The 23,165-nt window shown below is 69.3% G+C and carries 24 protein-coding genes and 1 pseudogene; 5 read left to right on the forward strand and 20 right to left on the reverse strand.

Translation table 11 applies throughout. The annotated features are described in order from the left end of the window. Positions 1-96 precede the first annotated feature (96 nt). The 6 genes and pseudogenes from AB0I66_RS38780 to AB0I66_RS38805 form a co-directional block, all read right to left on the reverse strand. Positions 97-165: pseudogene (locus AB0I66_RS38780) on the reverse strand (zinc-ribbon domain-containing protein); the annotation flags it as partial. Between the two features lie 197 nt (positions 166-362). Then, positions 363-1,055 (reverse strand): demethylmenaquinone methyltransferase, encoded by a 693-nt coding sequence (locus tag AB0I66_RS38785; RefSeq protein ID WP_363212763.1) that lies wholly within the window; start codon positions 1,053-1,055, stop codon positions 363-365. Positions 1,056-1,225: 170 nt separating this feature from the next. Next, a complete protein-coding gene (locus tag AB0I66_RS38790; protein WP_363212764.1) occupies positions 1,226-1,825 on the reverse strand; it encodes a hypothetical protein in 600 nt (199 codons plus the stop codon). 7 nt (positions 1,826-1,832) lie between these two features. Further along, the gene (gene mqnC, locus AB0I66_RS38795; protein WP_363212765.1) at positions 1,833-3,032 is read right to left on the reverse strand and encodes a cyclic dehypoxanthinyl futalosine synthase; all 1,200 of its coding nucleotides are present in this window, start codon (positions 3,030-3,032) and stop codon (positions 1,833-1,835) included. An 80-nt stretch (positions 3,033-3,112) separates the two neighbouring features. Then, a complete protein-coding gene (locus AB0I66_RS38800) occupies positions 3,113-3,835 on the reverse strand; it encodes an A24 family peptidase (RefSeq protein WP_363212766.1) in 723 nt (240 codons plus the stop codon). 17 nt (positions 3,836-3,852) lie between these two features. Then, positions 3,853-6,852, reverse strand: coding sequence for a BTAD domain-containing putative transcriptional regulator (locus AB0I66_RS38805; RefSeq protein ID WP_363212767.1), 3,000 nt, complete (start codon positions 6,850-6,852; stop codon positions 3,853-3,855). A gap of 458 nt (positions 6,853-7,310) precedes the next feature. Between AB0I66_RS38805 and AB0I66_RS38810 the strand changes: the two genes are divergently transcribed. The 4 genes from AB0I66_RS38810 to AB0I66_RS38825 are packed head-to-tail and all read left to right on the forward strand — an operon-like array spanning position 7,311 to position 10,009. After that, positions 7,311-7,940, forward strand: coding sequence for a hypothetical protein (locus AB0I66_RS38810; protein ID WP_363212768.1), 630 nt, complete (start codon positions 7,311-7,313; stop codon positions 7,938-7,940). 2 nt (positions 7,941-7,942) lie between these two features. Then, positions 7,943-9,013 (forward strand): hypothetical protein, encoded by a 1,071-nt coding sequence (locus AB0I66_RS38815; protein WP_363212769.1) that lies wholly within the window; start codon positions 7,943-7,945, stop codon positions 9,011-9,013. A gap of 20 nt (positions 9,014-9,033) precedes the next feature. Next, positions 9,034-9,630 carry a barstar family protein gene (locus AB0I66_RS38820; RefSeq protein WP_363212770.1) on the forward strand — a complete coding sequence of 199 codons (597 nt, stop codon included), beginning with the start codon at positions 9,034-9,036 and terminating at the stop codon, positions 9,628-9,630. A 34-nt stretch (positions 9,631-9,664) separates the two neighbouring features. Then, positions 9,665-10,009 carry a hypothetical protein gene (locus AB0I66_RS38825; RefSeq protein ID WP_363212771.1) on the forward strand — a complete coding sequence of 115 codons (345 nt, stop codon included), beginning with the start codon at positions 9,665-9,667 and terminating at the stop codon, positions 10,007-10,009. Between the two features lie 73 nt (positions 10,010-10,082). On the opposite strand, the gene AB0I66_RS38830 is transcribed toward AB0I66_RS38825, so the two are convergent. The 12 genes from AB0I66_RS38830 to AB0I66_RS38885 all read right to left on the reverse strand — a co-directional run bounded on the left by AB0I66_RS38830 (position 10,083) and on the right by AB0I66_RS38885 (position 19,630). Then, positions 10,083-11,156, reverse strand: a complete 1,074-nt coding sequence (locus AB0I66_RS38830; protein ID WP_363212772.1) for a hypothetical protein — start codon at positions 11,154-11,156, stop codon at positions 10,083-10,085. Further along, positions 11,153-11,662: a hypothetical protein gene (locus tag AB0I66_RS38835; RefSeq protein ID WP_363212773.1), complete on the reverse strand. Its 510-nt coding sequence runs from the start codon at positions 11,660-11,662 to the stop codon at positions 11,153-11,155. The genes AB0I66_RS38830 and AB0I66_RS38835 overlap by 4 nt, the downstream gene beginning before the upstream one ends. Positions 11,663-11,969: 307 nt before the next feature. Further along, complete coding sequence (locus tag AB0I66_RS38840; RefSeq protein WP_363212774.1) at positions 11,970-12,416, reverse strand: pilus assembly protein TadG-related protein; 447 nt, start codon at positions 12,414-12,416, stop codon at positions 11,970-11,972. A 14-nt stretch (positions 12,417-12,430) separates the two neighbouring features. Beyond that, positions 12,431-12,919, reverse strand: coding sequence for a TadE/TadG family type IV pilus assembly protein (locus AB0I66_RS38845; RefSeq protein ID WP_363212775.1), 489 nt, complete (start codon positions 12,917-12,919; stop codon positions 12,431-12,433). Then, entirely contained in the window at positions 12,919-13,371 is a 453-nt protein-coding gene (locus AB0I66_RS38850; protein WP_363212776.1) for a TadE family protein, read from the reverse strand. The genes AB0I66_RS38845 and AB0I66_RS38850 overlap by 1 nt, the downstream gene beginning before the upstream one ends. Before the next feature lie 46 nt (positions 13,372-13,417). After that, complete coding sequence (locus AB0I66_RS38855; protein ID WP_363212777.1) at positions 13,418-13,669, reverse strand: hypothetical protein; 252 nt, start codon at positions 13,667-13,669, stop codon at positions 13,418-13,420. Positions 13,670-13,748: 79 nt separating this feature from the next. After that, complete coding sequence (locus AB0I66_RS38860) at positions 13,749-14,681, reverse strand: type II secretion system F family protein (RefSeq protein WP_363212778.1); 933 nt, start codon at positions 14,679-14,681, stop codon at positions 13,749-13,751. Beyond that, a complete protein-coding gene (locus AB0I66_RS38865) occupies positions 14,678-15,718 on the reverse strand; it encodes a type II secretion system F family protein (protein ID WP_363212779.1) in 1,041 nt (346 codons plus the stop codon). The genes AB0I66_RS38860 and AB0I66_RS38865 overlap by 4 nt, the downstream gene beginning before the upstream one ends. Positions 15,719-15,725: 7 nt before the next feature. Beyond that, complete coding sequence (locus AB0I66_RS38870; RefSeq protein ID WP_363212780.1) at positions 15,726-17,036, reverse strand: ATPase, T2SS/T4P/T4SS family; 1,311 nt, start codon at positions 17,034-17,036, stop codon at positions 15,726-15,728. After that, complete coding sequence (locus AB0I66_RS38875) at positions 17,033-17,896, reverse strand: hypothetical protein (protein ID WP_363212781.1); 864 nt, start codon at positions 17,894-17,896, stop codon at positions 17,033-17,035. The genes AB0I66_RS38870 and AB0I66_RS38875 overlap by 4 nt, the downstream gene beginning before the upstream one ends. A 17-nt stretch (positions 17,897-17,913) precedes the next feature. Then, on the reverse strand, positions 17,914-18,654 hold the full coding sequence (locus AB0I66_RS38880; RefSeq protein WP_363212782.1) for an RcpC/CpaB family pilus assembly protein: 741 nt from the start codon (positions 18,652-18,654) through the stop codon (positions 17,914-17,916). 469 nt (positions 18,655-19,123) lie between these two features. Beyond that, positions 19,124-19,630, reverse strand: a complete 507-nt coding sequence (locus AB0I66_RS38885) for a hypothetical protein (RefSeq protein WP_363212783.1) — start codon at positions 19,628-19,630, stop codon at positions 19,124-19,126. A 343-nt stretch (positions 19,631-19,973) separates the two neighbouring features. Here AB0I66_RS38885 and AB0I66_RS38890 point away from each other — a divergent pair, with 343 nt between their 5' ends. Then, entirely contained in the window at positions 19,974-20,801 is an 828-nt protein-coding gene (locus AB0I66_RS38890; protein WP_363212784.1) for a serine protease, read from the forward strand. A 174-nt stretch (positions 20,802-20,975) separates the two neighbouring features. Here the strand turns inward: AB0I66_RS38890 and AB0I66_RS38895 are convergent, their stop codons facing one another. Beyond that, on the reverse strand, positions 20,976-21,722 hold the full coding sequence (locus AB0I66_RS38895; protein ID WP_363212785.1) for a hypothetical protein: 747 nt from the start codon (positions 21,720-21,722) through the stop codon (positions 20,976-20,978). 772 nt (positions 21,723-22,494) lie between these two features. Continuing rightward, positions 22,495-23,136: a hypothetical protein gene (locus tag AB0I66_RS38900; RefSeq protein WP_363212786.1), complete on the reverse strand. Its 642-nt coding sequence runs from the start codon at positions 23,134-23,136 to the stop codon at positions 22,495-22,497. Between the last annotated feature and the right edge of the window lie 29 nt (positions 23,137-23,165).

Raw genomic sequence — 23,165 nt, forward strand, 5'->3', positions numbered from 1 at the left:
CGCCGGCGCCGCGTCCGCGGAGGTCGGTTCCCCGAGCTCCGCCGCGGGCATGTCCGCGGGCCCCGCGTCCACCGTCGTGTCACGCGGACGCTCGCGCCCGCATTTCATGCAGAAGCGGGCCTCATCAGGGGTGGGTGCCCCGCAGTGAGGGCAATGCGACGCCATGGGAACGCTCCGTCATTGGGGAGATGACCAATAGACCGACCCGTGCCGAACGGTCCCGCGGCGGCCGACGCGAAAGAGCGGCTTCGCGTCGACACCGCCGCGTCGGCAGGGAGTCGTATCACAACGGACACATCTTGCCCGGCGGCTGGTTCCCGTCAACTCCGTTTACTGCGCTGGGGCCTGGAGTGCCTGGAGCCCTAAGCCTTGAAACCCCGGTGCAGCGCCACGACGCCGCCCGTCAGATTCCGCCACGCCACCTTCGACCAGCCCGCCTCCTGCAACAGCGCGGCCAGCGTCGGCTGGTCGGGCCAGGAGCGGATGGACTCCGCGAGATAGACGTACGCGTCCGGGTTCGAGGAGACCGCGCGCGCGACCGGCGGCAGCGCCCGCATCAGGTACTCCTCGTAGACCGTGCGGAACGGCGCCCACGTCGCGTGCGAGAACTCGCAGATGACGACCCGGCCGCCCGGCTTCGTCACGCGGTACATCTCCCGCAGCGCCTGGACCGTCTCGTTGACGTTGCGCAGGCCGAAGGAGATCGTGACGGCGTCGAACGTGTCGTCCTTGAACGGCAGCTTCGTCGCGTCCCCCGCCGTGAACGGCATCCAGGGGTGACGTGCCTTGCCGACCTGCAGCATGCCGAGGGAGAAGTCGCAGGGCACGACGTACGCGCCCGCCTGGGCGAACGGCTGGGACGACGTCGCCGTCCCCGCGGCGAGGTCGAGCACCTTCTGGGCGGGGCGCGCGTCGACCGCCTTCGCGACCTCCTTGCGCCACAGGCGGGCCTGGCCGAGGGAGAGCACGTCGTTGGTGAGGTCGTAGCGTTCCGCCACGTCGTCGAACATGGAGGCGACTTCGTGCGGCTGCTTTTCCAGGGTTGCTCGGGTCACCCGGCCTATTGTGTCAGGCCGGTCCTCTGCCCTGGCGGTGGGCCGCTTCGCCTGCGGCGGGCTCATTTCGCCTGCGGCGGGCTTTTCTCGCGGGTGCGGGTCCGCTGTGGTTGCTCGCGCCGTTCCCCGCGCCCCTGAGGCGCCCCTGCGGGGCTGCCCTCAGGTCCGTCTCAGCGTGCGCGGTACACCAAGCGGCCCTCCACCACCGTCGCCACGCACGTGCCCGCGCCCCGTCGCACCAGTTCCGCTCGGTCCGTCACGCCGAAGATCGCGAAGCGGGCCGGGCCGCCCTTCGTCAAGGGCGGCAGGAGGACGAGGGGGGTCGGGGACAGGGACACCGGGCCCTGCAACCGCTCCGGGCGGCGGCCGATCGCCAGGCCCGCCCTGCGGACGGTGTCGATGACGGGCCGGGCCCGCAGCTCGCCCGCGACCGCCACCGTGCCGTGCGCGAAGAGCCGCTGCACGCCCCGGCGCGCGCTGGCGCCGAGACGGGACGGGTCCGTGCGGAAGACGGCCCGCGCGCGCTCCCCGCCGATGGGCTCGGTGCCGAAGCGGTCGGCCTCGCGCGGGTCGGGGTGGTAGGTGGCCTCCAAGAGTTCGGGGCCGTACACGTTGAGCAGGCCCGGCGTGAGGATGCCGGGCCAGCGCCGGACGCGGGCGTCCGGATGCGCGGCGGCCAGCTCCTCGTAGGGGCCGACGGCGGCAACGCTCGCCCCGTCGACCAGGACCGCCGCCTCCGGTGTCCCCTCGGCCACGTGAAGTGTGCGCACGGCGGCCTCAGTTGCTGGCGAGGAGCTTCAGCTCGGGGTGTGCCGTGCCGCCCTCGATCGCCGTGGACGAGATGTGCGAGGCGACGCGGTCGTCCGTCGGGTCGTTCGCCGGGTCGTCGTGCACGACGAGGTGCTCGTACGTCGTGGCGCGCTGGGCCGGGACGCGGTCCGCGGTGCGGATCATGTCGATCATGTCGCGCAGGTTGTTGCGGTGCTTGGCGCCGGCGGAGGAGACGACGTTCTCCTCCAGCATCACCGAGCCGAGGTCGTCGGCGCCGTAGTGCAGGGTGAGCTGCCCTGCCTCCTTGCCGGTGGTCAGCCAGGAGCCCTGGATGTGGGCCACGTTGTCGAGGAAGATCCGCGAGATCGCGATCATGCGGATGTACTCGAAGATGCTGGCCTGCGTGCGGCCCTTGAGGTGGTTGTTCTCGGGCTGGTACGTGTACGGGATGAAGGCGCGGAAGCCGCCGGTCTTGTCCTGCGTGTCGCGGATCATCCGCAGGTGCTCGATGCGCTCGGCGTTGGTCTCGCCGGTGCCCATGAGCATCGTGGACGTCGACTCGACGCCGAGGTTGTGGGCGATCTCCATGATCTCCAGCCAGCGCTCGCCGCTCTCCTTGAGCGGGGCGATGGCCTTGCGCGGGCGGGCCGGGAGCAGCTCGGCGCCGGCACCGGCGAAGGAGTCGAGCCCGGCGGCGTGGATGCGCTGGATCGCCTCCTCGGCGGAGACCTTCGAGATGCGGGCCATGTGCTCGACCTCGGAGGCGCCGAGGGAGTGGATGACCAGCTGCGGGAAGTTCTTCTTGATCGCCGAGAAGTGCTCTTCGTAGTACTCGACGCCGAAGTCCGGGTGGTGCCCGCCCTGGAACATGACCTGCGTGCCGCCGAGCTCGACGGTCTCGGCGCAGCGCCGCAGGATGTCGTCGAGGTCGCGCGTCCAGCCCTTCTTGGTGTCCTTCGGGGCCGCGTAGAAGGCGCAGAACTTGCACGCCGTCACGCAGACGTTCGTGTAGTTGATGTTCCGCTCGATGATGTACGTCGCGATGTGCTCGGTCCCGGCGTACCGGCGGCGGCGGATCGCGTCGGCGGCGGCGCCGAGCGCGTGCAGCGGGGCATCGCGGTAGAGGTCGAGCGCCTCTTCGGCGCTGATCCGCCCGCCTTCGGCGGCACGGTCGAGGACGGACTGAAGGTCGGCCTTCTCGGTCACCGGGGCGTCCCTTTCGTAAGGTTCGTAAGGGTTCTGGACGGACTGAATCAGCGTACGCCAGGGCATTCGGCCGTCCGACGTCAGGCGGCGTACGCCCCGGCGAGCAGCCCCAGGAACGCCCCGCCGATCAAGAACGGCCCGAACGGGATCGCCGTCCTGCGCCCGGCGCGGCGGACGACGACGAGCCACCCCCCGTACAGCGCGGCCAGCAGGAACCCGGCGAAGGCGCCGAGCAGCACCACACCCCACCCGTACCAGCCGAGGACGGCCCCCAGGCTCAGCGCCAGCTTCACGTCGCCGAAGCCCATGCCGTTAGGGCTGATGAGGAAGAGCACGAAGTACGCGCCGCCGAGCGCGAGCGCCCCGTACAGCGCATGCACCCAGGACCCGGCGGGCTCGGGCAGCAGCGCGGCGCCCCCGAGGAGCACAAGGGCGGCCACGGCGAGCGGCAGGGTCAGCACGTCGGGCAGCCGGTGCACCCCGAAGTCCACGACGGCCAGCAGCACCCCGAAGGGCGCGAGCAGCAGCCAGACCCCGAGCTCGGGCCGCGCGCCCGTGGCGGCGGCGAGGGCGGCACAGGCGAGGGCGGTGGAGAGGGCGAGGACCGTGGCCCGGGGCCCGTAGCGGGTCCCGTCGTGCCCGCACCGCGCGAGGCCGACCCAGCCGCCGAGGGGATGCCCGTCGGGGCACTCGGCACGCCAGGCCTCGTCGGGCGCCACGGACAGCCGGTAGGCGGCGCGGGGCACGAACAGTCCGGCGGCGGCGCCCCAGAGGGCGCCGCCGAGAACGATGATCAGCAACAAGAGGGCCGTCTCCCCTGTCAGCTGACCGCGGTGAGGCCGCTGCGCCAGGCCGGCAGCAGTTCGTCCAGCAGGGCCTCGGTCCGCGGCGGCACGCCCCGCGCGCCGCTCCGGGCGACGAGATCGGCGGCGACGGCCTGAAGCCGCGCGGGGTCGCCCACCGCGTGGGTGGCCCGCAGCAGCTCGTTCCAGAGCCGCTCGTCGCCGGGCGCGGAGTTCAGCGAGGCGTTCAGCGCCTCGATGGCCTTCTCCGCGCGCCCCTTCTCCAGGTGGAACTCGGAGAGGGCGAGCCCGATGTCGGCCACGAGGAGCGGCAGCTGCGCGTCGATGATCTCGTGCGTGAGCCACCCGTACCGCCCCTGCGGCCGGTCCGAGAGCAGCGGCCCGCGGACCAGCACCAGCGCGTCGGTGAGCATCCGCCCGCGCACGGCACGGCTGTTGGCCCCGCGCCCCTGGGTCGCCTCGTGGTAGAGCGACCGCAGCACATCCAGATCAGATACGACGGACTTGGCGAGCGTGAGCCGCCCGCTCCGGTCCGCCTTCAGCCGCGGCGTCCCGTCCGGCTCGGTGCCGAGCCACTCCCGCAGCCGCTCGATGAGCGCGTCCCGTACGTCCTCGGTGGCGCCGCGCGGCCACAGCGCGGAGGAGAGCACCCGCGGGTGCACGCCCTCACGGTGCAGCAGGAGCAGCGCGAGCGCCTCGTGCATCAGCGGGCTGCGCTCGCCGTCCGGCGTGTCGAGACCGATGATCTCGTACGTGCCGACGAGGCGCGCGTAGACCGCGGGCCGGCCCTGCTCGGTGACGTCGACGAGGAACGGCGGGGTGGCGGCCGTACGACCGGAGCCGGAACCTGAAGTGCCGTCCTCGCCGGGATCGGCGTCGACGAAGAGTTCCACGACGGCACGCTGCTGGGCCTCGGGCAGCGCCTGCGCCTCCAGTTCGAGGCCGAGCAGCGGGGCGAGGAGCTTGCCCTCGGGGGTGATCTCCATCTCCCACGCGGCGCCCGGCAGGTCACCGGATTCGGTGCCGACGAGGTAACCGATGCCCAACCGGCTTGCGTCGGCGGCCAGTTCGGCGAGCTTCACCGCGTCGTCCCCCGCGGGCTCCGCGGCGAGCAGCACCAGATGCGGCGCCCAGCGGGTGTGCTGGGCGGGCCCCGTACGCCCGGTGAGGACCGAGTCGTGACCGGCGGCACCCAGCGCACCGCGCCGCTGCCGCGTCTCGGCCTCCATCGTCTCGATGAGCGCCTCGATGTCGTCGAGGTGGCGCAGGCGGTTGGGCGCGAGCGGCGTCAGGTCCTGCCCGAAGCCGACGAGGGTGATGGTCATGCGGTCGGACCAGCCGTTGGTGGCGAGTTCGGCGGCCACGGAGGCGAAGACGGCGGCACGGTCGGCCTCGCGCCCGCTCAGCGAGACGACACCGGGCACGGCCTCGAGGTTGAGCAGCAGCCGCGAGTCGTCGAGCGTGCCGAGGCTGACGAGCCCCGGGTAGGGAGCGGCGGTGTCCATGTCCTCGTACCGCTCGGCGTCGGTGCGCGCCAGCATCCAGAACGTCTGGTCCTGCCCCAACTGCCAGGGGGCGGGCGGACGTCCGGCGGGCTGGGCGAGCTGGAGGTGCAGGTCGCCGTTGCTGAGCCAGGCGGCATAGACGGTGGGCAGGGCACGCGATTCCTCCGCGAGGGACGCGGCGAGCCCCCTCAGCGACAGATCGAGAAGCCGTACGCCCTCGGGGTCGGCGCCCACGAGCAGCGCGTCCTGCACATCGGCCGCGCCCCCGGTCGGGGTCGGCGGCTCCATGCCGCGCCGCCCGCCGACGGCACCCATGGCCGACTGCCACAGCGCGTGACGGCGACGGCGTCCGAGGGCGCCGAGCAGTCCGGCGGCGAGGAGGGGCGCGCCGATGAGGGCCTCGGGCAGCCCGAAGGAGAACCCTTCGGACTCGCTGCCGCTGCTGGCGACGGGGGCTTCCTGCTTGCCCTTGCCGCTCTCCGAGGGCCGCTGCTCGGGAAGGGTGATGTGCGCGGTGTCGCGGTCGCCGGAGCCGGCTCCGGATCCGGATCCGGATCCGGAGCCGCTGCCGCCCTGCTCCTGGGCGCCGCCCCCCTGCTGGTGATCCCCGGACTTGGCGTAGTCGGAGATCTGCTCCTTCACGTCCTGCGAGACCTTGGGCGCCTCGTCGGGCATCTCGACGAGCTCGCCGCCGTGCGCGTCCGCGGGCATCTCCATGATCCAGCCGGGCCGGATGAGGCTGGCCTCGGACAGCCGGGACCCGTCGGGCTGCTCACGGTCCTTGTTGAGCTGGTAGATCTCCTTGTACCGCCGCCCGTCCCCGAGGTGCCGCTCGGCGATCTCCCACATGGAGTCGTGGTGACGGCCCTCGGGCGGCTGGATCCGGTAGTACTTGGTGCCTTCGCTCGTGCCGCCATCGGCATGGGCCGCCGCCTGCTCGGCCTGCTCGGCGACGGCGTTGGCGGCGCTCCCGGCCTGCTCCTGCCCGAAGAGACCGCCGGGGGTCTGCTGGGCGGAGGCGGCGGAGGCGGGCTTCTGATTCCCCTCCAGCGACTGCCCGAACTGCGAGAGCCCCGGCGCGAAGCTGGCCGCTGTGGCGCCCACAAGAAGCAGCGCGGCGACGAGCTGACGCGCGAGCAGCTGACTGCCGCCGGCGCCGGGCACGCGACCCGGCATCCCGACTCCGGAGAGCGCGGCCTTGACCTCCACCAGTACGCAGGCGGTGAACTGGGCCCAGGCGAGCCAGACGACGACGGTCAGTACGTTGACGAACGTCCCGACCGTGATCTCCTGCTGCAACCAGTCCAGCGAGGGCGCACCGCCGGGAAGCGGCCACCCCACGGCGATCGCGAGGGCACCCGGCACGCCGAAGACGAGCGCGGCCAACGCGACGAAGGCGAGGAACGCCTTGACGAAGTCCCCGAACGTACGACGACGCCGGGGCAGCGGCTGCGGCGTCCGATTCCGTGGAGCCGACGGGCCGCCTGTCGAACTTGAAGTGGTGCGCGCCATGGCGGGTTTCCTGTTGTCCTCTGAGAGGGAGCGGGTGAAGGTCTGGGATCAGCGGTACGTCTGTGCGCTGAGCGTACTGAGGCGATGGTACGGAAGGGGCCGGAGGTCATACAGGGGCTACGGGTCTCGCAGGCGCCCCGAGGTCCACAGGGCCGCCCGTTTACACCCGAGTTGCACGGAAAGCCCAACTCCCGGCCGGCTCCCGCCGCCCCACGCCAGGGCAGGCGGCACCGGCCCCTCACCCCCGGGCGTCACAGTTCCGGCACGGGTTCGCTGCGCCCGCGTAGCACTTGAGGACCCTTCGCTTTCCTTCGCTTCCGTCATCGCACGGAACGCGAGAGCCTTCACAAGTCCCACCAGTACTGGTAACCCACGCCTGATAGCTTCATCCGGCTCCATTTTCTCCTGCACACCTGTCGAACTCCGTCGACTCAGCCGACCCCTGGGGGACTGCAATCGTGGCCCGTCGCTCTATGCCCGCCCTCGCCGCCCTGGCAGCGACCACGACCTTGCTGCTGACTGCCTGCGGGAGTGGCGGGAGCGAGGGCTCGTCGGACGAGATCGAGGGGGCGGGGAAGGGGCCGGGAAAGCCGTCCGCCACCGCCTCGGAATCGTCGGACGTCAACCGTCCCAAGATCACACTGCCGAAGTCCTTCAAGGCTGACTTCGCGGGCTGGACGGACAGCGACCCGAAGGTCCAGTCGATCCTGGACGACGGCAAGGAGCGGCTCCGTGGGACGTATGCCGCGATCGGTGAGGCCGACCCGAAGGCCGACTACTTGGCCTTCTACAGCGCCCGGTCCGCCCTCGCCACCGGCGAGCAGTGGGTCAAGGGATACAAGGGCCTGACGATCACCGGCGAGGTCAAGGCGTACAGCCCCCAGGCAGAGATCCGCGAGAAGGGCCGGGCGACGCTCTTCTACTGCGTGGACGAGAGCAAGGGCTACAGCAAGGACCTCAAGACCGGCAAGAAGGAGGGGACCCCCGAGGGCGAGTCCCCCAAGGTCCAGTACCGCACCGCCCTGGAGAAGGGCGACAACGGCGTCTGGAAGACCACCTCGGTGGAGACCGACCCAGGGGGATGCTGATCATGCGCACCATTCACAGCACCATAGGCACCGCCGTCGTACGGGTGATCGCCCCCTTGGCGATCGTCTCCGCTCTCGTCCCCTCGCCCGCGTTCGCGCTGGGCGGGCCGGGTCACGAGGGCGGCAGCGTGGACGACAAAGGCAACCTCGGGGCCGGTGTGACGCACTCCTCGATCAAGATCTCGTACAAGAGCGGTGGGGGTGGAGGCGGCAAGAAGGGGAACCTGGCGCCGATCGACCCCAATTGGGAGCCTCCGGTCTGCTGGTACGAGCCCGCCTACACGCCGGAGCAGCTCAAGAAGGCCGCGGAGGCCGGAGAAGTCGACGACGCCGGCATCCACGAGTTCTGGTCGGACGCGATCTTCATTGATCACTACGACAAGGGCGAGGCCAACGACAACTTCGACGACGAGAACAGTTACGCCGAGGGTTACAAGAACTACAACATCGGCAAGGACGGCTACTTCTGGCGCGGTGTCGCACCGGACGACTCCCACCCGGATTCCTGGGACTGTGGCCGCATCATGTTCTGGCAGGACGCGGGAACGGTTCCCGACATCCCGAACGCCCCGACGCCGGAGATGCTCGCCGAGTATGCCTACGACAAAGTGAAGGTCCCCGACACCGAGGTCGAGCTGAAGCCCGAGGCCAAGTCGACGGTGAATCTGCCCACTTGGGTCTGGCTGGACAAGGGCACGTTTAAGGACGTCAAGGTGCGCGCGGACCTCCCGCACACCAATCTCTGGGCGGAGACCACGGCGAAGCCGAAGAGCCTTCATCTCGAACCCGGCACGGCCGACGCGGAAACCTTCCCCGCATCGGGCGAATGCAAGATCAACGAAGACGGCAGCATCGGCACGCCCTACACCAAGGGCAAGTCGAAGCAGGACCCCCCGTGCGGCATCAGTTACCTCCGCGCCACGGACGGAAAGCCGTACCAACTGAAGGCGTCGATCACCTGGGAGATCAGCTGGGAGGGCTCCGACGACGACGGCAAGCACATGCTGCCGGAGGGCACCTTCGAAACGACCCAGGACATGGACGTCCAGGAGATCCAGTCGATCAACCGCTGACCGTCCAGGAGCTCCCCACCATGGACACCGGCGCCACCCTCACCCGGCGACGCTCACCATGGGTCGTCTTCGCACGTCACGACGACCCATGGCTGAGCACGGAGACCGCCGAGCTGCAGAAGCTGGGCGGCCGAGTGATCCACTTGGACGGCAGAGAGCTGAGCGACCCGCCGGCCTTGTTCGCCGCCTTTGCCCGGGAACTCTCCTTCCCGGCCTACTTCGGCCACAACTGGGACGCGCTCGTGGACTGCCTCCACGACTGGCACGGCCACGGGGGCGAGACAAAGGACGTCGCGGTCCTGATCGACCACGCCGACGACCTCCTGGGGGCAGACTTCCTGGGCCTGTTCGTCTCGGTCCTCTGCCAGGCGGCGTGGCAGGCCAACCTCCAGCTCGACGCCGACGGAGCACCCAACGGCGACCCGCCGCCCCACACCCTGCACTTCGCCTTCGTCCTCGACACGGCCCCACCCACCGCCTTCGCCGAGCCCGCGGCAAGCGGCATGGACGTGAGCGTGAAACGCGACGAGGAGCGCCTGACGGCGACTTCGACCGGCGAGGACTGGCCCGAGGCCGACAGGGAACTCCCGTCCCAGGAACCACGGAACAGGTCATAATCGTCTCCGGAGCCAGACTGAGGGGGGACACGGGATGGCAGGCAAAGGGAAGAGCGACCTCGCGCTTCCGCTCAGCGATCTGGAGGACTACGGAAGCCGGTTGCGGTCCGTGAAGGACCGTATGAACCGGACGAAGAAGACCTTCGAGTCCTACAAGGACGACATCGGTGACGGCGGCGTGTACGACGCGCTCGACGACTTCGAGTCCAACTGGGAAGACGGCCGCGAGGACATCACCCAGCAGCTGACCGCGCTGGCGGACATGTCCGACGCCGTCGTCCGCGAGTTCAAGAAGCTGGACGACAAGCTGGCGAAGGACGTCTCGGAGGGCGTGAAGGAGAAGGGCGGCAAGGGGAAGGGCAAGGGAGAGGGCGACTAGCAGGTCGCCGCCTCCACACCCCTGCCGACCGCCGGTCAGACGTCAACAACGGTCAGCCGTCAGCGGTCAGCCGTCAGCGGTTCACGGACTGGATCTCCTGTACGCGGACCCGCTGGGCCGTGCCGAACGAGCCGGACGGCAGCGTGCCGCCCTCGCCCGTCGTGCTGGACCAGCGGATCTTCCACGTGAGCGTGGCCCGCAGTGCGTACGTGGCGTTCGGGCCCGGTCCCGGGGAGCGCAAGTACGTGACACCGCACGGCGGTAGCTTGCTCGCCTTGCCTCGCGCGTAAGGCTCACCGATGCCGCCTCCTCGCTTGGCGAAGGCGCAGTTCCCCGATGCCGGGGTGACTTCGGCGGCGGCCGTGCCCGGCTCGATGCGCAAGGACTCCGGCTCCGCGGTCGTCGTCGCCGCGAGGCCCGTGCCGGGCAGGCTCGCGGTGACGCTGATCTTCTTGAACCTGGCCTTGTCCAGCCAGACCCAGGTGGGCAGATTCACCGTGGACCGGCCGCCCCTGGGGGCTGTCCTGATCTCGGTGCCGGGGACGGGGAGTTCGTCATACGCGTACTGGGCGAGGATCTCCGGTGAGGCCGCCATGGGTTCCGTCGGGGTCCGGCCCTTGTCCACCCAGAAGGGCTGGCGGTCGCAGGACGTCGCCTCGGGGTCGTCCTCGCGGTGTGGGTTGATCACCGATGCCCAGAACATTCCCTCGCCCTGCCGGGAGAGGTTGTAGTTCTTGTATGGGTGGCCGTCCTTGTAGCGGTGCTCGATCGCTTCGCCGATGGCGAGGCCGATGCCCCCGACGAGCGGAGCACTCGCCCCGAAGGCCCGCCACGCCTTGACGATGCCCTGGATCTCCTTCGGCGAGAAAGCGGGCTCGTACCAGCAGGCCGGGGGTTTCCAGGCGACGTCCACCGGGGACGGGGAGCCGGTCGTGGATGCGTGGCCCGAGTGGCCTGTGCCTCCGCCGTGAACCGTGGTCCGCACACGGGTCTCCGCCGTGATGACGCTGCCGTTCGACCCGCCTTTCACCTCCCCGCCGGGCCCACCGCCGGTCCGATCGGCCCGGGCGGGCAGCGCGGCTTGCAGCGCGATCAGGAGCGCACTGCAGACGGTCAGGGAGACAGCTGCCGTGCGGTGTCCGCTCATGGGCGGCACGCCTTGTGGCCCCGCGTCGAGACGCTCTTGGTGACCTGCCAGACGCCCTTGGCGGTCTTCCTCAACCGGTCGTTGTAGAAGACGTACGAATCCTTGGTGACCGGGGTGACGTTGGTCTTCTTCGTCTTGAGGTCCCTGGTGTAGCCCTTGGACTCGTCCCCGCAGTACGTGAGTCCGGCTGATCCGTCCTCGTCGAACGTCACCCGGCGGCCGACGTAACGCACCGTCCCCGTCACCGTGGTGCCTTCCTCGACGAAACCGCCGATCCATCCCACCGAGTCCAGGTAGGCCGACCCCGTGCTGTAGAAGGCCACCGCCTTGGATGTGGGCTTCCGGTCGCCGATCGCCTCGTCCACGGCACGCAAGTACTCGGCGTTGTCACGCAGCACCGCGTCCGTCCTGGCGTCCCCCGTCCTCTGCGGTTCGAAGACAAGTTGATCACCCTTGGGAAGCGTGATCCTGGGGCGCTTGATCCCGCCGCCCGGGGCGGACGCCACAGCGGACGGTTCCTCCGCCCCTTGACCGACGCCGGCGATCTTGTCGGAGCCCTGGGAATCCGCACCCCCACCACACCCCACCGCCAACAACAAAACCGCCCCCACCCAAGGCAACCCCACGCACGCACCGAGCCCTACCTCCCGTATCTCCCCGAAGGGGAACAGGCGGTAAAACCCCGCGCAGCGGGTGAAAGTCACCGCAGGAGCGACGGTCGGCGGAGTGAAAGTCGGATGAGTCCGATGACCCTCAGGGTGGACACCGGGTGGACGGTGGACGTGGCCGACGTCAGCCAGGCCCCCGTCTGCCTCAGCCCACCTCGTTCTCCGCGATCGCACTGCCCCGCACCGTCACGTCACCGCCGTAGAACAGACCGGTGAAGACGGGGCTGTACGTCAGTTGGACCTCGACCTCCACCTGGTCCGCGTTGGCCGTCACGCAGTGGGTCGCCGCGACGTCCGCTGCCGTCATGTCGGTCGAGCGGGCGTACGCCTGGGCTCGGGCCCCGCAGTTCTCGAAGTTGATGGGGGCGCCCTTGGCGCCTTCGTAGATGCCCTCGCGGTCGACGTCCTGCGCCGCGTACCGCGCCGCCTGTTCCGCGATGTCCGCGGCCCTCTCTCGCTTGGAGATGGACAGGCCGCCGTCGATGACGAAGGCCGAGAGCGAGAGGAAGACGATCGCGAAGATGATGACGGCGCCCGCGCCCGAGCCACGGTCGTCGAGGCGTTCCCGGCGGGAGGCGACCCACGCACTCAAGCGAGGGGGGGTACTCACACCGACCTCCGGTACGGGTCGAGCGAGGAGCTGAAGCTGGCCGTCAGCGTCGTCGGCACGTCGAGGCCGATCATGTCCAAGCCCCGCACCTTGCAGCTCACTTCCACCGTGAAGAAGGGGTCGACATCGGCCTGGAAGCCGTCGCTGGTCTTGTTGACGCTGATCGGGCCAGAGCAGATGTCCGCGAGGTCCGCCTCCGCGGCCGCCTTCGCCTCCGCCATCGCGGTGCCCACATCCTTCTGGATCGATCCGGCGCGCGCCGCATCCCGCGCCGCTCCGTCGATGGCCCCCCGGCCGTCGACGAGCTGGCCGAAGGCCACCAGGACCAGGATGAAGAGGATCATCACCGGCGCGAGGATGACCACCTCGATCGTGGAGAGGCCCCGGTCCGTCCCGAAGCCCCGGTCCGTCCCGAAGCCCCTGTCCGTCCCATGGACGAGCGCGTCGCGTCGGCGACGAAGGGCACGTGCCCATACGTTCCTCATCAGCCGCCCTCCCCCTCCTCCACGAACCGCTCCACCGGCCCCGCCGACTGCGCGTGCACCGTCAGGTCGAGGCCGGGGAAGACCGACGGGACGCTCGCGGTGATCTCCACCCCGACCGTGTTCGCCTTCGGTTCCATCGTCTTCACGTCGGGGCTGATCACCAACTGCGGGCCCAGTTGCTGGATGTAGGCGTCGACCACGTCGCGCGCGTCGCCGCGCCAGCCTCCCGGGTTCTCGTCCGCCGTCGCGCGGGCCTTGCGCGCGCCCGCCTGGGCCGCGGCCTGGGCGACGTGATCCGCGAAGAAGTACAGCGCGAACTGCACCGTCGCGAAGATCATGAAGAAGAGCACCGGAGTGAGCAGCACGAACTCGATCGCGGTCATGCCGGATTCACCGCGGGTGGAGGCTGCCTCCACCCTGCGGCGTACCCATCGCTTCACGCACCCGCGCACTCGTCCCCGCCCTCGCTCCCCGTCGGCCGATCGATCAGCAGGTCGATCAGCAGGTCTTGCCGGCGTCCGCGCCCTCGATGCAGTCCCCGACCTTGTCGGCCCCGCCCTTGAGCGCGGTGTTGATGATCGCGGCCACCACGCCGACGATCGCCACGACGACCGCCGAGATGATGACCCACTCGACCGCGGACGCACCGCGGTCGAGCTCGCCGGAGCGGGCGCGCTCGACGCGGCCCCGCAGGAAGGTGACCAGGAAGTCGACAGCCGGGATGCCGGTACTGAAGTTCCGTCCGTTCATGGTGAGTTGTCCTCTCAGGAGTGGGGGGAGACTGTCGGACCGTCCCCGTCGGCCGGCCCGTCCTTCGCCGTAAAGATCGCTAGACCTGGAACACGCGCATCGCCGCCGGGAAGATGAGGAAGACCAGGAAGCCCGCGCAGAGGAGCAGCTGGGCGACGAGCATCGACTGGGACTTCTCGCCCGCACTGCCCTCGATCTCTGCCATTTCGCGGTGCCGCATCGTCTCCGCGCGGGAGGCGAGCGACTCACGCACCTTCGCGCCGTCGTCCGCCACGAGCGCGAGCGAGGCCGACAGGTCCTTGAGCTCTTCGATGCCCAGCTCCTCGCCGAGGGCACCGAGCGCCTGCCACTGGCTGATGCCGGTGATCCGGGCATCGGCCAGCGCGTTGCGGATGCGTTGCGTCGCCCATCCGTCCGAGATCTCCGCCGCCGCCATCAGGGCTTCGGGGAGGCCCCGGCCGCCCGCCAGGCTCATGGACACCAGGTCGAGATAGGCACCGATGACGCGGCGCAGGTCGCGCCGCTTTTCGGCGGCGTCCCGGCGCACCTCGAGGTCGGGCAGGAAGAAGAACAATGCGCCGAACATCAGGGCCAGCCAGACCGGGATGATCGGGCTGTCGCCGACACCCAGCGTCCAGATGACCGCGAAGAGGAAAGGTCCGAAGAAGACACCCGCGGCCGCGAGCAGCGTCTTCGTCGCCAGGAACTTCTCCCAGCTGCGGTCGAGCACCGCCAGGTCGGCCCGCAGCGAGCGCTGTTCCCAGCCCTGCTGGAGGTAGAAGTCGGCGACCCTCGCACCCACCCGGGCCCGGGCCGTACCCAGTCGGCCCGAGTCGTCCTTGCTGTCGGCGGACGCGCGGTGCGATTCGTACGCCGCGCCCCTGGCCCGCATGGCGTCGATCCGCGCGACCGTGGCGACCGCACTGCGCTTCGAGGGCATCAGGGCACGTACGAGGGCGTAGATGCCCAGGCCCATGATGGCGCCGATCACTATCGGCATCGTCAGGCTCATCGACGTACCCCCTCGGGATTCGCATGGCCGGTGGCGCCGGGCTGGCCCGGCTGCCCGTAGGGACCGACGTGCCCCGGCAGGGGCGCCTGGTCCGCGGCGCCGGGAACCGCACCCGTCCCCGCCCCCCGCGGCCGCACGAACTGCACGCCGGGCTCGTCCCGGACCAGGAAGCGGTCCGGGGTCTCCACCGTCGAGAGCTTGCGCAGCCACCAGAAGCCGAGCGCGAACAGGCCGCAGACGCAGGCGAGCACGAGCTGGCCGACCGCCGTGCCGTACGGCGAGACGAAGTCTCGGTTGAAGATCGAGAGGCCGAGCACGAACGCGATCGACACCGCGACCACGATCTGCACCGAGCGCCGCGTCGACGCACGCTGCGACATCACGCGCTGGCGCATGTCGACCTCTTCGCGCGCCGACTTGGCGAGTGCGCCGAGGACCTGTCGCAGACCCGGACCGCGCAGCTTCGCGTTCAGGATCAGCGCCGCCACGATGATGTCGGCCGACGCGTCGTCGATCTCGTCGGCCAGTATCTGCAGGGCCTCGGGCAGCGGCGTACGCGCACGCAGCCGGTCCACCAGGGCGTCCAGGTGCGGCCGGAGCACCGGAGCCGCGGCCCGCGCCGAAGCGGGGATCGCCTGCTCCAGGCCGACCGCGCCCGCGATGGTGTCGCGCAGGGACTCCGTCCAGGCGGCGAGGGCCTCGACGCGGCGCATCTGCGACCGCTCCTCCGCCGCGCCGCCGAACAGCTTGTCCCAGAAGAAGACGAGGATGCCGGAGGCGATGCCCGCGACAGCCCACCGGGTGAGGAGCAGCACCACCAGGCCCACGCCGATGGCGAGCGAGCCGCGCTGGCCCGCGAACCGGATGAGTTCGCTCATCCGCTGGCTGGCCTTCTGCTTCTCGTGCTCCGGCTTCACCGGCAGGCCGCGCAGCGCTATCGCGAGGACCGCGATGCCGCCGCCGACGGCGATGCCGCAGCCCAGTGCGTACAGGACGGGCAGCGAGAAAAGGCCGCCCATCGAGCCGAGTGAGTTCATGTCGTGCTCACCCCCATTGCCCGGCGGGGCGGTAGCCGAACGCGGCCAGGTCGTCCATGCAGGCGATCGGCGCATGCGCGACGACCTGCCCGTTCGCGGCCTCCGCGAAGACCTCGCTGGACAGGACACGGCCGTCGACGCCGTTGACCTCGCGGACCGAGGTCACCATGCGCTGGAGCTTGCCGCCGGTCTGGTAGTTGTTGCGCCGCTGGATGAAGACGACGAAGTTGACGGCTCCGGCCACGAGCATCTGGCTGGCCTCGATGGGCAGCCGCTCGGTGGCCTGGAGGGCGTACGTCGAGATGCGGTTGAAGACCTCACTCGAACTGTTGGCGTGGATCGTGGAGAGCGAGCCGTCGTTGCCCTGCGACATCGCGTTCAGCATCGTCACGATCTCGTCGCCGAGGACCTCACCGACGATGACGCGGGAGGGGTTCATGCGGAGCGAGCGCCGCACCAGCTCGGCCATCGAGATCATGCCCTGGCCCTCGGAGTTGGGCAGCCGCTCCTCGAAGGCGACGACGTTCGGGTGCAGGTCGGCGTACTGGTCGAGGCCGAGCTCCAGGGCCCGCTCGACGGTCACCAGACGCTCGTGCGGCGGGATCTCGTTGGCGAGTGCCCTCAGCAGCGTGGTCTTTCCGGCGTTCGTCGCGCCCGCGATCATGATGTTCTTGCGGGCCCGCACCGCGCACGCCATGAAGTGCGCGACCTCTGGTGTCACCGTGCCGTTGCCCACCAGGTCCGACATGAAGACCTTGCCCATGCGGGCACGTCGGATGGAGAGCGCGGGCCGCCGCGTGACGTCCATGACGGCCGACAGACGTGAGCCGTCGGGAAGCCGGAGGTCGAGCTGCGGGTTGGCGGAGTCGAAGGGGCGCGAGGAGAGGCCGGAGTACGCGCCGAGGATCTGGATGAGCTCGACGAGTTCCTCGTCGGTCTCGGCGACCGGATCGGCCTTGGTCTCGCGGCCGTTGGCGTATCCGACGAAGACCTGGTCGCACCCGTTGATGTCGATGTTCTCGACCTCGGGGTCGTCGAGCAGCGGCTGGAGCCGTCCGACGCCGAAGAGCGCCGCGTGCACCGCGGCCGCGTACTTCTCCTCGGTCTCGGCGTCCAGCGGGGTCCGCCCGGCGTTGATCTCTATGCGGGCGTACTCCTCCAGGATCTGGGCGATGACGGCGCGGGCGTACTGCCGCTCGTCCTCGCCCGACATGGGGGTGACGCCGGAGACCTGGTCGAGGCGGCGCTGCTCGGCGATGCGGTCACCGGCGTCCTGCCGGAACCGCTTCACGAGCTGGTGATCGACGGGAACGCTCATCGGCCGGCCCCGCGCGTGCCCTGCATCCCCGCGGTGCCGTGCGAGCCGGCGTTCGGGTTGGCCCAGGCGGCGCCGTACTGCTGGTAGAGGTCGACGGTCACCTTGCGGGCCGAGCGAATGAGCATGGACTTGTCGAGACGCCCGCGCTTGCGTCCCGCCAACTGCTCGGCGCCCGCCGGGTCCTCGGCGAGGGTGCCGACGACGCGGGCGCCGGTCTGCGCGGCCATCAGCATGTCGTTGACCTGGTGGACGAGCTTGCCGGACGTCGAGGGGTCGGCGATCAGGAGTACGCCGATGAGCGGGGTCGCCAGCGACGCGGCCCCGCGCGATCCGCCGTGCAGCTTGGTGGCGAGCGCGGCGGCCCGGTCGCGTACGCGCGCGATGGCCTCGGGCTCGGTCCGCGAGACGAGCAGCACGAGGGCCGCCTGCGGAAACAGCTCGACGGCAGGAGTGTCCCCACTGATGCGACCGCAGTCAGCGATCACATCGGCGGGCGCGTTCGGCGAATCGGCGAGCTGCGAGAAGGCACGGCCGAGGGTCGGCCAGAGCCCGGCGAGACCGGCGGCCTGCTCGGCGATGCCGAGCCCGACGAGCACTTCGAGCCCACCGCTCAACGGCTGGGTGTGATCCCAGAGTTGATCGGGGACAAGCCCACGACGGGCGGTGGCCGCGATGCTGAGCATCCCGGTGTTGGGGTTGAGCGGGCCGCCGTGCGCGGCGGCACTGCGGTAGACCAGGTCGCCGCCGGCGGGGTCGGTCTCCGCGACGAGGACGCGGCGCGGCCAGACGGCTGCGAGCGCGACGGCCGCGGTGGTGACTCCGGGAGATCCCTTGTCAGCGGCGAGAGCAATGAGCGCCATGTCTCTTCTACTCGCCTCTAGTTGCCGTTGGGAGACACTTGGACGAGCGAGACGGCACCGGCGGACGCGGCCCTGGTGACGGCGGCGGCGTCGGCGCTGTCCACCAGGAGCGTGATGCCGAGGGCACCGGTGCTCACGGTGGCGTCGCTCTTGTCCGCGACGGAGCTGACCCGGGCGGCCGAGACGATCGGGCTGTCACCGGCGCTGGTCCCGGCCGAACCGCCGGTCCCCTTGTCGCCGGAGCTGCCTCCGGAAGCGTCGTCGCCGACCTGGTAGACGTCCACGCTGTCGCCGGCCTTCAGGCCGTCCGCGGGGTACTGCCCCTCCTTGAGGGAGACACCGACGGCCGACTTGCCCGCGGGCAGCCCGCTCTTGCCGGAGAACATCTCGCCGACGGCGACAGCACCCTTGGGGATGGTGTTGGTGGCCTTGAGCTTCGACAGTTGGCCGAGCTGGGACCACTTGACGTAATTGATCCCGGAGTCGGCGGAGACCATCACGGACGTGACGTTCTTGTCGCGGACGACGGACTCCCCGGCGGGGATCTCCTCCGTCACCTTCACGACCTCGATCCGGTCCCCGGCGCGCAGCACGAGGACGGTGGCGCCGAGGGCGCCGATGAGGATGAGCAGAACGGCCAGGGCGGCGAGTGCCGGTTTGCGCTCGCGAGGCGGCGCGGGAAGGCGCTCACCGACCGCTGGCTGAACCGGCGCGGCGGAACGGCTGTTGCCCGCCCCCGTACGCTCTTGGATCTTCACGCAACTGCTCCCCGCACGCCCAAGAAGATTCGGTCATTTTCAGACACTCGCGACTCTCTTCGCCCGCCTCGGGCGGGCTATTCAGCCCCAGGCACAGTGTCAAGTCATCGCACCGTATCAGCAGCACATAAGCCCCTCAAGGCACGTTAAGACTGCTGCGGCCCGCACCCCTCATCGTTATCCACGCGCAATCCGTACTCCATGGTTCCCACGCATTCCGGGATCTCGGGCGGAGAGGTGGATGTGCGTACGCGAATATCCATTGTTTGCGCAACGGGCGGTGGCGGGCGCGGTGATGAGGAACACCACGGGCTGCTGGGCGGCTGACGGGGTGCTGGTGGGCCTGATCCATCAGCCGCACGCATGACGCGGGGAGGGGTGGGAGTGGTTCCCGGGGGGATTGGTTGGTCGTGCTTCGGCCATGTGTGGGGCCGTCGGGGGCTGGCCCCGGGGGGGGGGGCTGTGGGGCTCAGGTCTGTTGCCGCAGCTGGCCTTCGACGTACGTGAGGAAGGCCCGGAGGTTCGGGGCCAGGACTTCGGTCGGCGTGGAGGTGGAGGGAGCCGGCCGGTAGGTCTGACCGTCAACTCGGCCTACTGGCAGGCGATACACGGTCGCGCCGTCAGCCCGACTGAGCGCGAAGAGCGCACCGCCGCCGTCGGACCCGAAGACGACGACGGGGGTGCCGAGGGCGTGGTCGACCGCACCTTCGATCCGGGTGGGCAGGTCCCCGCGCAGCCCGGCCACTGTCTGCTGGGCGGAGTGCACGAAGAGCCCGGGGCCTACGTCGGGGAGGCTGAGGTGGCTCAGATGGCAGTAGAGGAGAGCGAGTTCACCGGAGGCCGCCGCGATCTCTAGGCGCTCGGACTCCTCCGGCTCACGGCGCTCGGGCTCCTCCAACTTGCGGGCGGGAGCGACCGTGTTGCAGTCGGGCGGATACCCAACCCGGGCCTCGAACCCCCGGAGATGAGAATCCACCCCCTTCCGTACGCGGGAAACCCACGCGTCGATCCAAGCCCCGGTCAGAGAGGCCGTCACCTCAGCTGGCTCCGACACACCCACCCCACGCCTCCACTCCTCTCGACCTCAACAAGCCCGTCCATGCCGATGAACCCCCACCCACGTTCACCCGTCTCACGTGCAGAACAAGCAAGAACTCCTGCTTTGCGCAACACGGAAGAGAAATTCACCCCCCATGAGACTTTCCTTTCACTCAACTCACTCAACTCACTCAACTCACTCAACTCACTCAAGTCACTCAAGTCACTCGACTCGCTCGACGCGCCGGACGAAGTCCGCGCCCAGAACCATTCCTGCGGCCGTGGCAACGGCGGCCGCATCCCTGACCCTGATCGCCACGGCAACGCCGGCGCACGCGATCATCGGCGGCACCGAAGTGTCGAACGACGCCTACCCCTTCATGGCGGCCGTCATGGACAAGGGCTCCGGCAGCGCGCTGGACCGCCAGTTCTGCGGCGGCAGCCTGGTGACGGCGGACACGGTCATGACGGCGGCACACTGCCTGGTGGACGACGCGGGCAAGCCCCTCAAGCCGAAGAAGCTCCAGGTGGCGGTGGGCCGCACGGTGCTCTCCAAGTCCGGCCAGGGCCAGATACGCAACGTGGCCAAGGGAGGCGTGGTGGTACACCCGCGCTACCTCAAGGGCCAGGAGGCGTACGACGTGGCGTTCATCCAGCTCAGCAAGCCGGTGCGCGGGATCTCCCCGATCGCCCTCCCCACCCAGGGCACGGACGCCCTGATCCGCCCGGGTCAGAAGGCGACGGTCGCGGGCTGGGGCAACACGGACACGGAACTCCCCAACACCCCGGACCGCCTCCGCGAGGTAAAGGTCCCGATCCTCTCCCACGCGGAATGCGGCACGAGCTACGCCGAGTACAACTCAAAGGTCAACTTCTGCGCGGGAGTCGAGACGAAGGACTCCTGCCAGGGCGACAGCGGCGGCCCCATCTTCCGTAACGTCCCCGGCCGCAGGGCCCCGATCCAGATAGGCGTCGTCTCCTACGGCGACGGCTGCGGCGCCCAGGGCGCCCCGGGCGTCTACACATCGGTGAGCTCATCAAAGCTGTGGAAAACGCTGGATGAGTCGACGGCGGGCAAGAAGGTAAAGCGCGCGATGAACCGCCGCTGATCCGGGTGCGAGTTCGGCCCGGTGATCCACCCTGCGCCCCGGGCCGGACTGTACGCACGCCCGTAACGACGGATGCCCCGCATGCATCTGCCTGCAGCGCACTGCAGGCAGATGCACTGCAGTGCAGATACTCCCCGAAAGCCGGCCAGGCCGACCGATCGTGGAGGCACCCCTTCAGTCCCGCAGCCGAGCCGCAGCGAATGTCAGCAGCTCGTCGAGGCCAATCTCTTGTGGCGCCCCGCCCTGTGTGTCCCACTCGCCCACGTACCAAGCGCCATGCCATTCCACCCGCCATACCTTGGCGTGACGGTTCTCGAATTCCACGAAACTGTCGGGTGCGCCGTCCATGTCCCGGAGTTCCAGCTGCAGGTTCCGCTCCTCCGTGAACCCGCGGCCAGGGTTGGTGCTCCGTGCTTTGGTTCGGGTGTTGGCGTAACGCATTTTGAGGAACGGAACCGGATCGCGCGCAAGAAGACGGCTCTTGCCCAGCATCTTGTACCGGGTGATCGCTTCGCTCTCGGACTCCTCACCGGAGAATTCACAAGCGTACGCCGGGAACACCACACGGACGAGTGGCATGAGTTCCGGGTTCTCATAAGCATAGAATCGATGCACTTCAGGGGACGTTGCCGCGACGGTGTCGAACTCGAATCCCTCGGGGGGAACGAACCCTTCTGTGGATCCGATGCTCGGGTTCGCAGCGAACATGAACTCTTCGTGATCACGCGCGAATCCCAGTACGGCTACCGCCAATTTCTGATCATACGAATCGGCAGCCCTGAGCTGCAGCAGCCGACGCCCGTCGGCAGACAGGGCTCCGGCGAAGTCGATTCCGGGCGCCGGGGACCAGTACCAGGCATTTTCCAGACCATCGAGCTGAATGGAGCCAGGGAAACCGGCCACTGCTTTTCGAGTGTTCATCGGGATGAGTGTCCTCAAGCTCGTCGAAGCTGCGGAAGACGCTGGATGAGGCTGAGGGAGGCAAGAAGCTGAGTACGGCATCCAGCGCGACCCGCTGCATGCGGGGCAAGTGGCGACATGGGATGCCCTTCCAACAGGCTCCGGGCCAGCGACTTGCACTGGGGCTGGGCGTCCGTGTCGCCCAGCACGGGGAGTAGGCGCCGGCTAGTACAGCGCCCCCGGAGAGCATTTCACCCGAAGCTAAGTGTCTGAAGCAATTCCACCCGCTGTCGACCGGCCTTCTGCGACTTCTCCCTCAACCTAGCGACCGATCCGGCGGCAGTACCCACATCCGATGAGAGGATGTCGATGCATTCGACTTGTACAGCGACCTCGGATTCCGAAATGGAGTTCCCGCTTCCCGCTGCACGATCCAGGAAGTGCGCGGAATCCGCTAGACAAGACGAGGTATATGCAACCCACGAGACATCGAGAGTTGCCATGTAGGAGTACGCATAATACAGAGCCGAGAGAGCATCGGAGACGTAGGCACCGACACCCGACGGCTCCTCCTCTTCCTAATCTTTGTTCCGGATTCACGCTGAAACACGTCGCCTGCAATCCGGCCGCCAGAGGCGCGGATCAATGGCGCACAAACGTCATCGCACAATGTTATCCGCAAGCATTTCCCCTCTCCGTAGCACAAGTACCCGTACGCACATGGTAGTTACTAGCTGCGTGCGGAGTACCGGAAGGCGGCAAGGCCGCAGGGCGGAAGCGCTTGGGAGTCCGCCTACTCCGCGAAGCGGAAGGTGGACGTCACTGCGTCGAAGATGTCGAAGAAGGACTCCGCCAGGTCCAGGACCTGGCTGCTGCCCGCCACCAGTGCGACCTTGCCCTCCTGGCCCGGCACCGGAATGAACGTCTGCATCAACACGACGCGCATCGTGCGGTCGTCGCCGGGGACCGAGATGTCCTCGATGCCGTATGTGCGCGCCGCCGGTCCCACGCCCGGTATCTCGACCGTCGTCACCTTGCGGTACGTGTCGCCCTCGCGCTTGGCCTCCCGTACGCCGAGCTGGGCCACGATCGCGGCCGGGTCGGTCGGCATCACGTCACCGTTCGACGTGCGGGCGCCGACCAGGGAGACCGTGACCGAGCCGGTGACCGGCACGTCGCCGCCGAAGCTTTCCGCCATGCAGCCGCAGTACAGGGCACCGGACTGCCAGGCCTCCTTGGACGCCTTGCGCAGGAAGCCCTCGAAGGTGCCCCGGTGCGGCTCCAGCTCTGGGCGATCGCGTATGCGGTCGTTGATCATCTGCCGAATGCTCGCGTCGCGCGACTCCGGCCGGACGTCGAACTCCCACCAGGTCTCCGGCACCTTGATGCTGAAACCGCCGCGGGCAATGGTCTGCGCTTCGGTGTAGCGGGCCATGTTGTTGTCCCCGTCCCCTGTGTGTTCTC

It is taken from the genome of Streptomyces sp. NPDC050439 (assembly GCF_040655335.1).
Lineage (GTDB): Bacteria > Actinomycetota > Actinomycetes > Streptomycetales > Streptomycetaceae > Streptomyces.

What these genes read in the sequence shown, in the direction of transcription:
- AB0I66_RS38805 (WP_363212767.1), bottom strand. Translation starts at nt 6,852, where the DNA reads ATGGCGCGCACCACTTCAAGTTCGACAGGCGGCCCGTCGGCTCCACGG.
- AB0I66_RS38815 (WP_363212769.1), top strand. Translation starts at nt 7,943, where the DNA reads ATGCGCACCATTCACAGCACCATAGGCACCGCCGTCGTACGGGTGATC.
- AB0I66_RS38820 (WP_363212770.1), top strand. Translation starts at nt 9,034, where the DNA reads ATGGACACCGGCGCCACCCTCACCCGGCGACGCTCACCATGGGTCGTC.
- AB0I66_RS38825 (WP_363212771.1), top strand. Translation starts at nt 9,665, where the DNA reads ATGGCAGGCAAAGGGAAGAGCGACCTCGCGCTTCCGCTCAGCGATCTG.
- AB0I66_RS38830 (WP_363212772.1), bottom strand. Translation starts at nt 11,156, where the DNA reads ATGAGCGGACACCGCACGGCAGCTGTCTCCCTGACCGTCTGCAGTGCG.
- AB0I66_RS38845 (WP_363212775.1), bottom strand. Translation starts at nt 12,919, where the DNA reads ATGAGGAACGTATGGGCACGTGCCCTTCGTCGCCGACGCGACGCGCTC.
- AB0I66_RS38855 (WP_363212777.1), bottom strand. Translation starts at nt 13,669, where the DNA reads ATGAACGGACGGAACTTCAGTACCGGCATCCCGGCTGTCGACTTCCTG.
- AB0I66_RS38860 (WP_363212778.1), bottom strand. Translation starts at nt 14,681, where the DNA reads ATGAGCCTGACGATGCCGATAGTGATCGGCGCCATCATGGGCCTGGGC.
- AB0I66_RS38865 (WP_363212779.1), bottom strand. Translation starts at nt 15,718, where the DNA reads ATGAACTCACTCGGCTCGATGGGCGGCCTTTTCTCGCTGCCCGTCCTG.
- AB0I66_RS38870 (WP_363212780.1), bottom strand. Translation starts at nt 17,036, where the DNA reads ATGAGCGTTCCCGTCGATCACCAGCTCGTGAAGCGGTTCCGGCAGGAC.
- AB0I66_RS38875 (WP_363212781.1), bottom strand. Translation starts at nt 17,896, where the DNA reads ATGGCGCTCATTGCTCTCGCCGCTGACAAGGGATCTCCCGGAGTCACC.
- AB0I66_RS38895 (WP_363212785.1), bottom strand. Translation starts at nt 21,722, where the DNA reads ATGAACACTCGAAAAGCAGTGGCCGGTTTCCCTGGCTCCATTCAGCTC.
- AB0I66_RS38900 (WP_363212786.1), bottom strand. Translation starts at nt 23,136, where the DNA reads ATGGCCCGCTACACCGAAGCGCAGACCATTGCCCGCGGCGGTTTCAGC.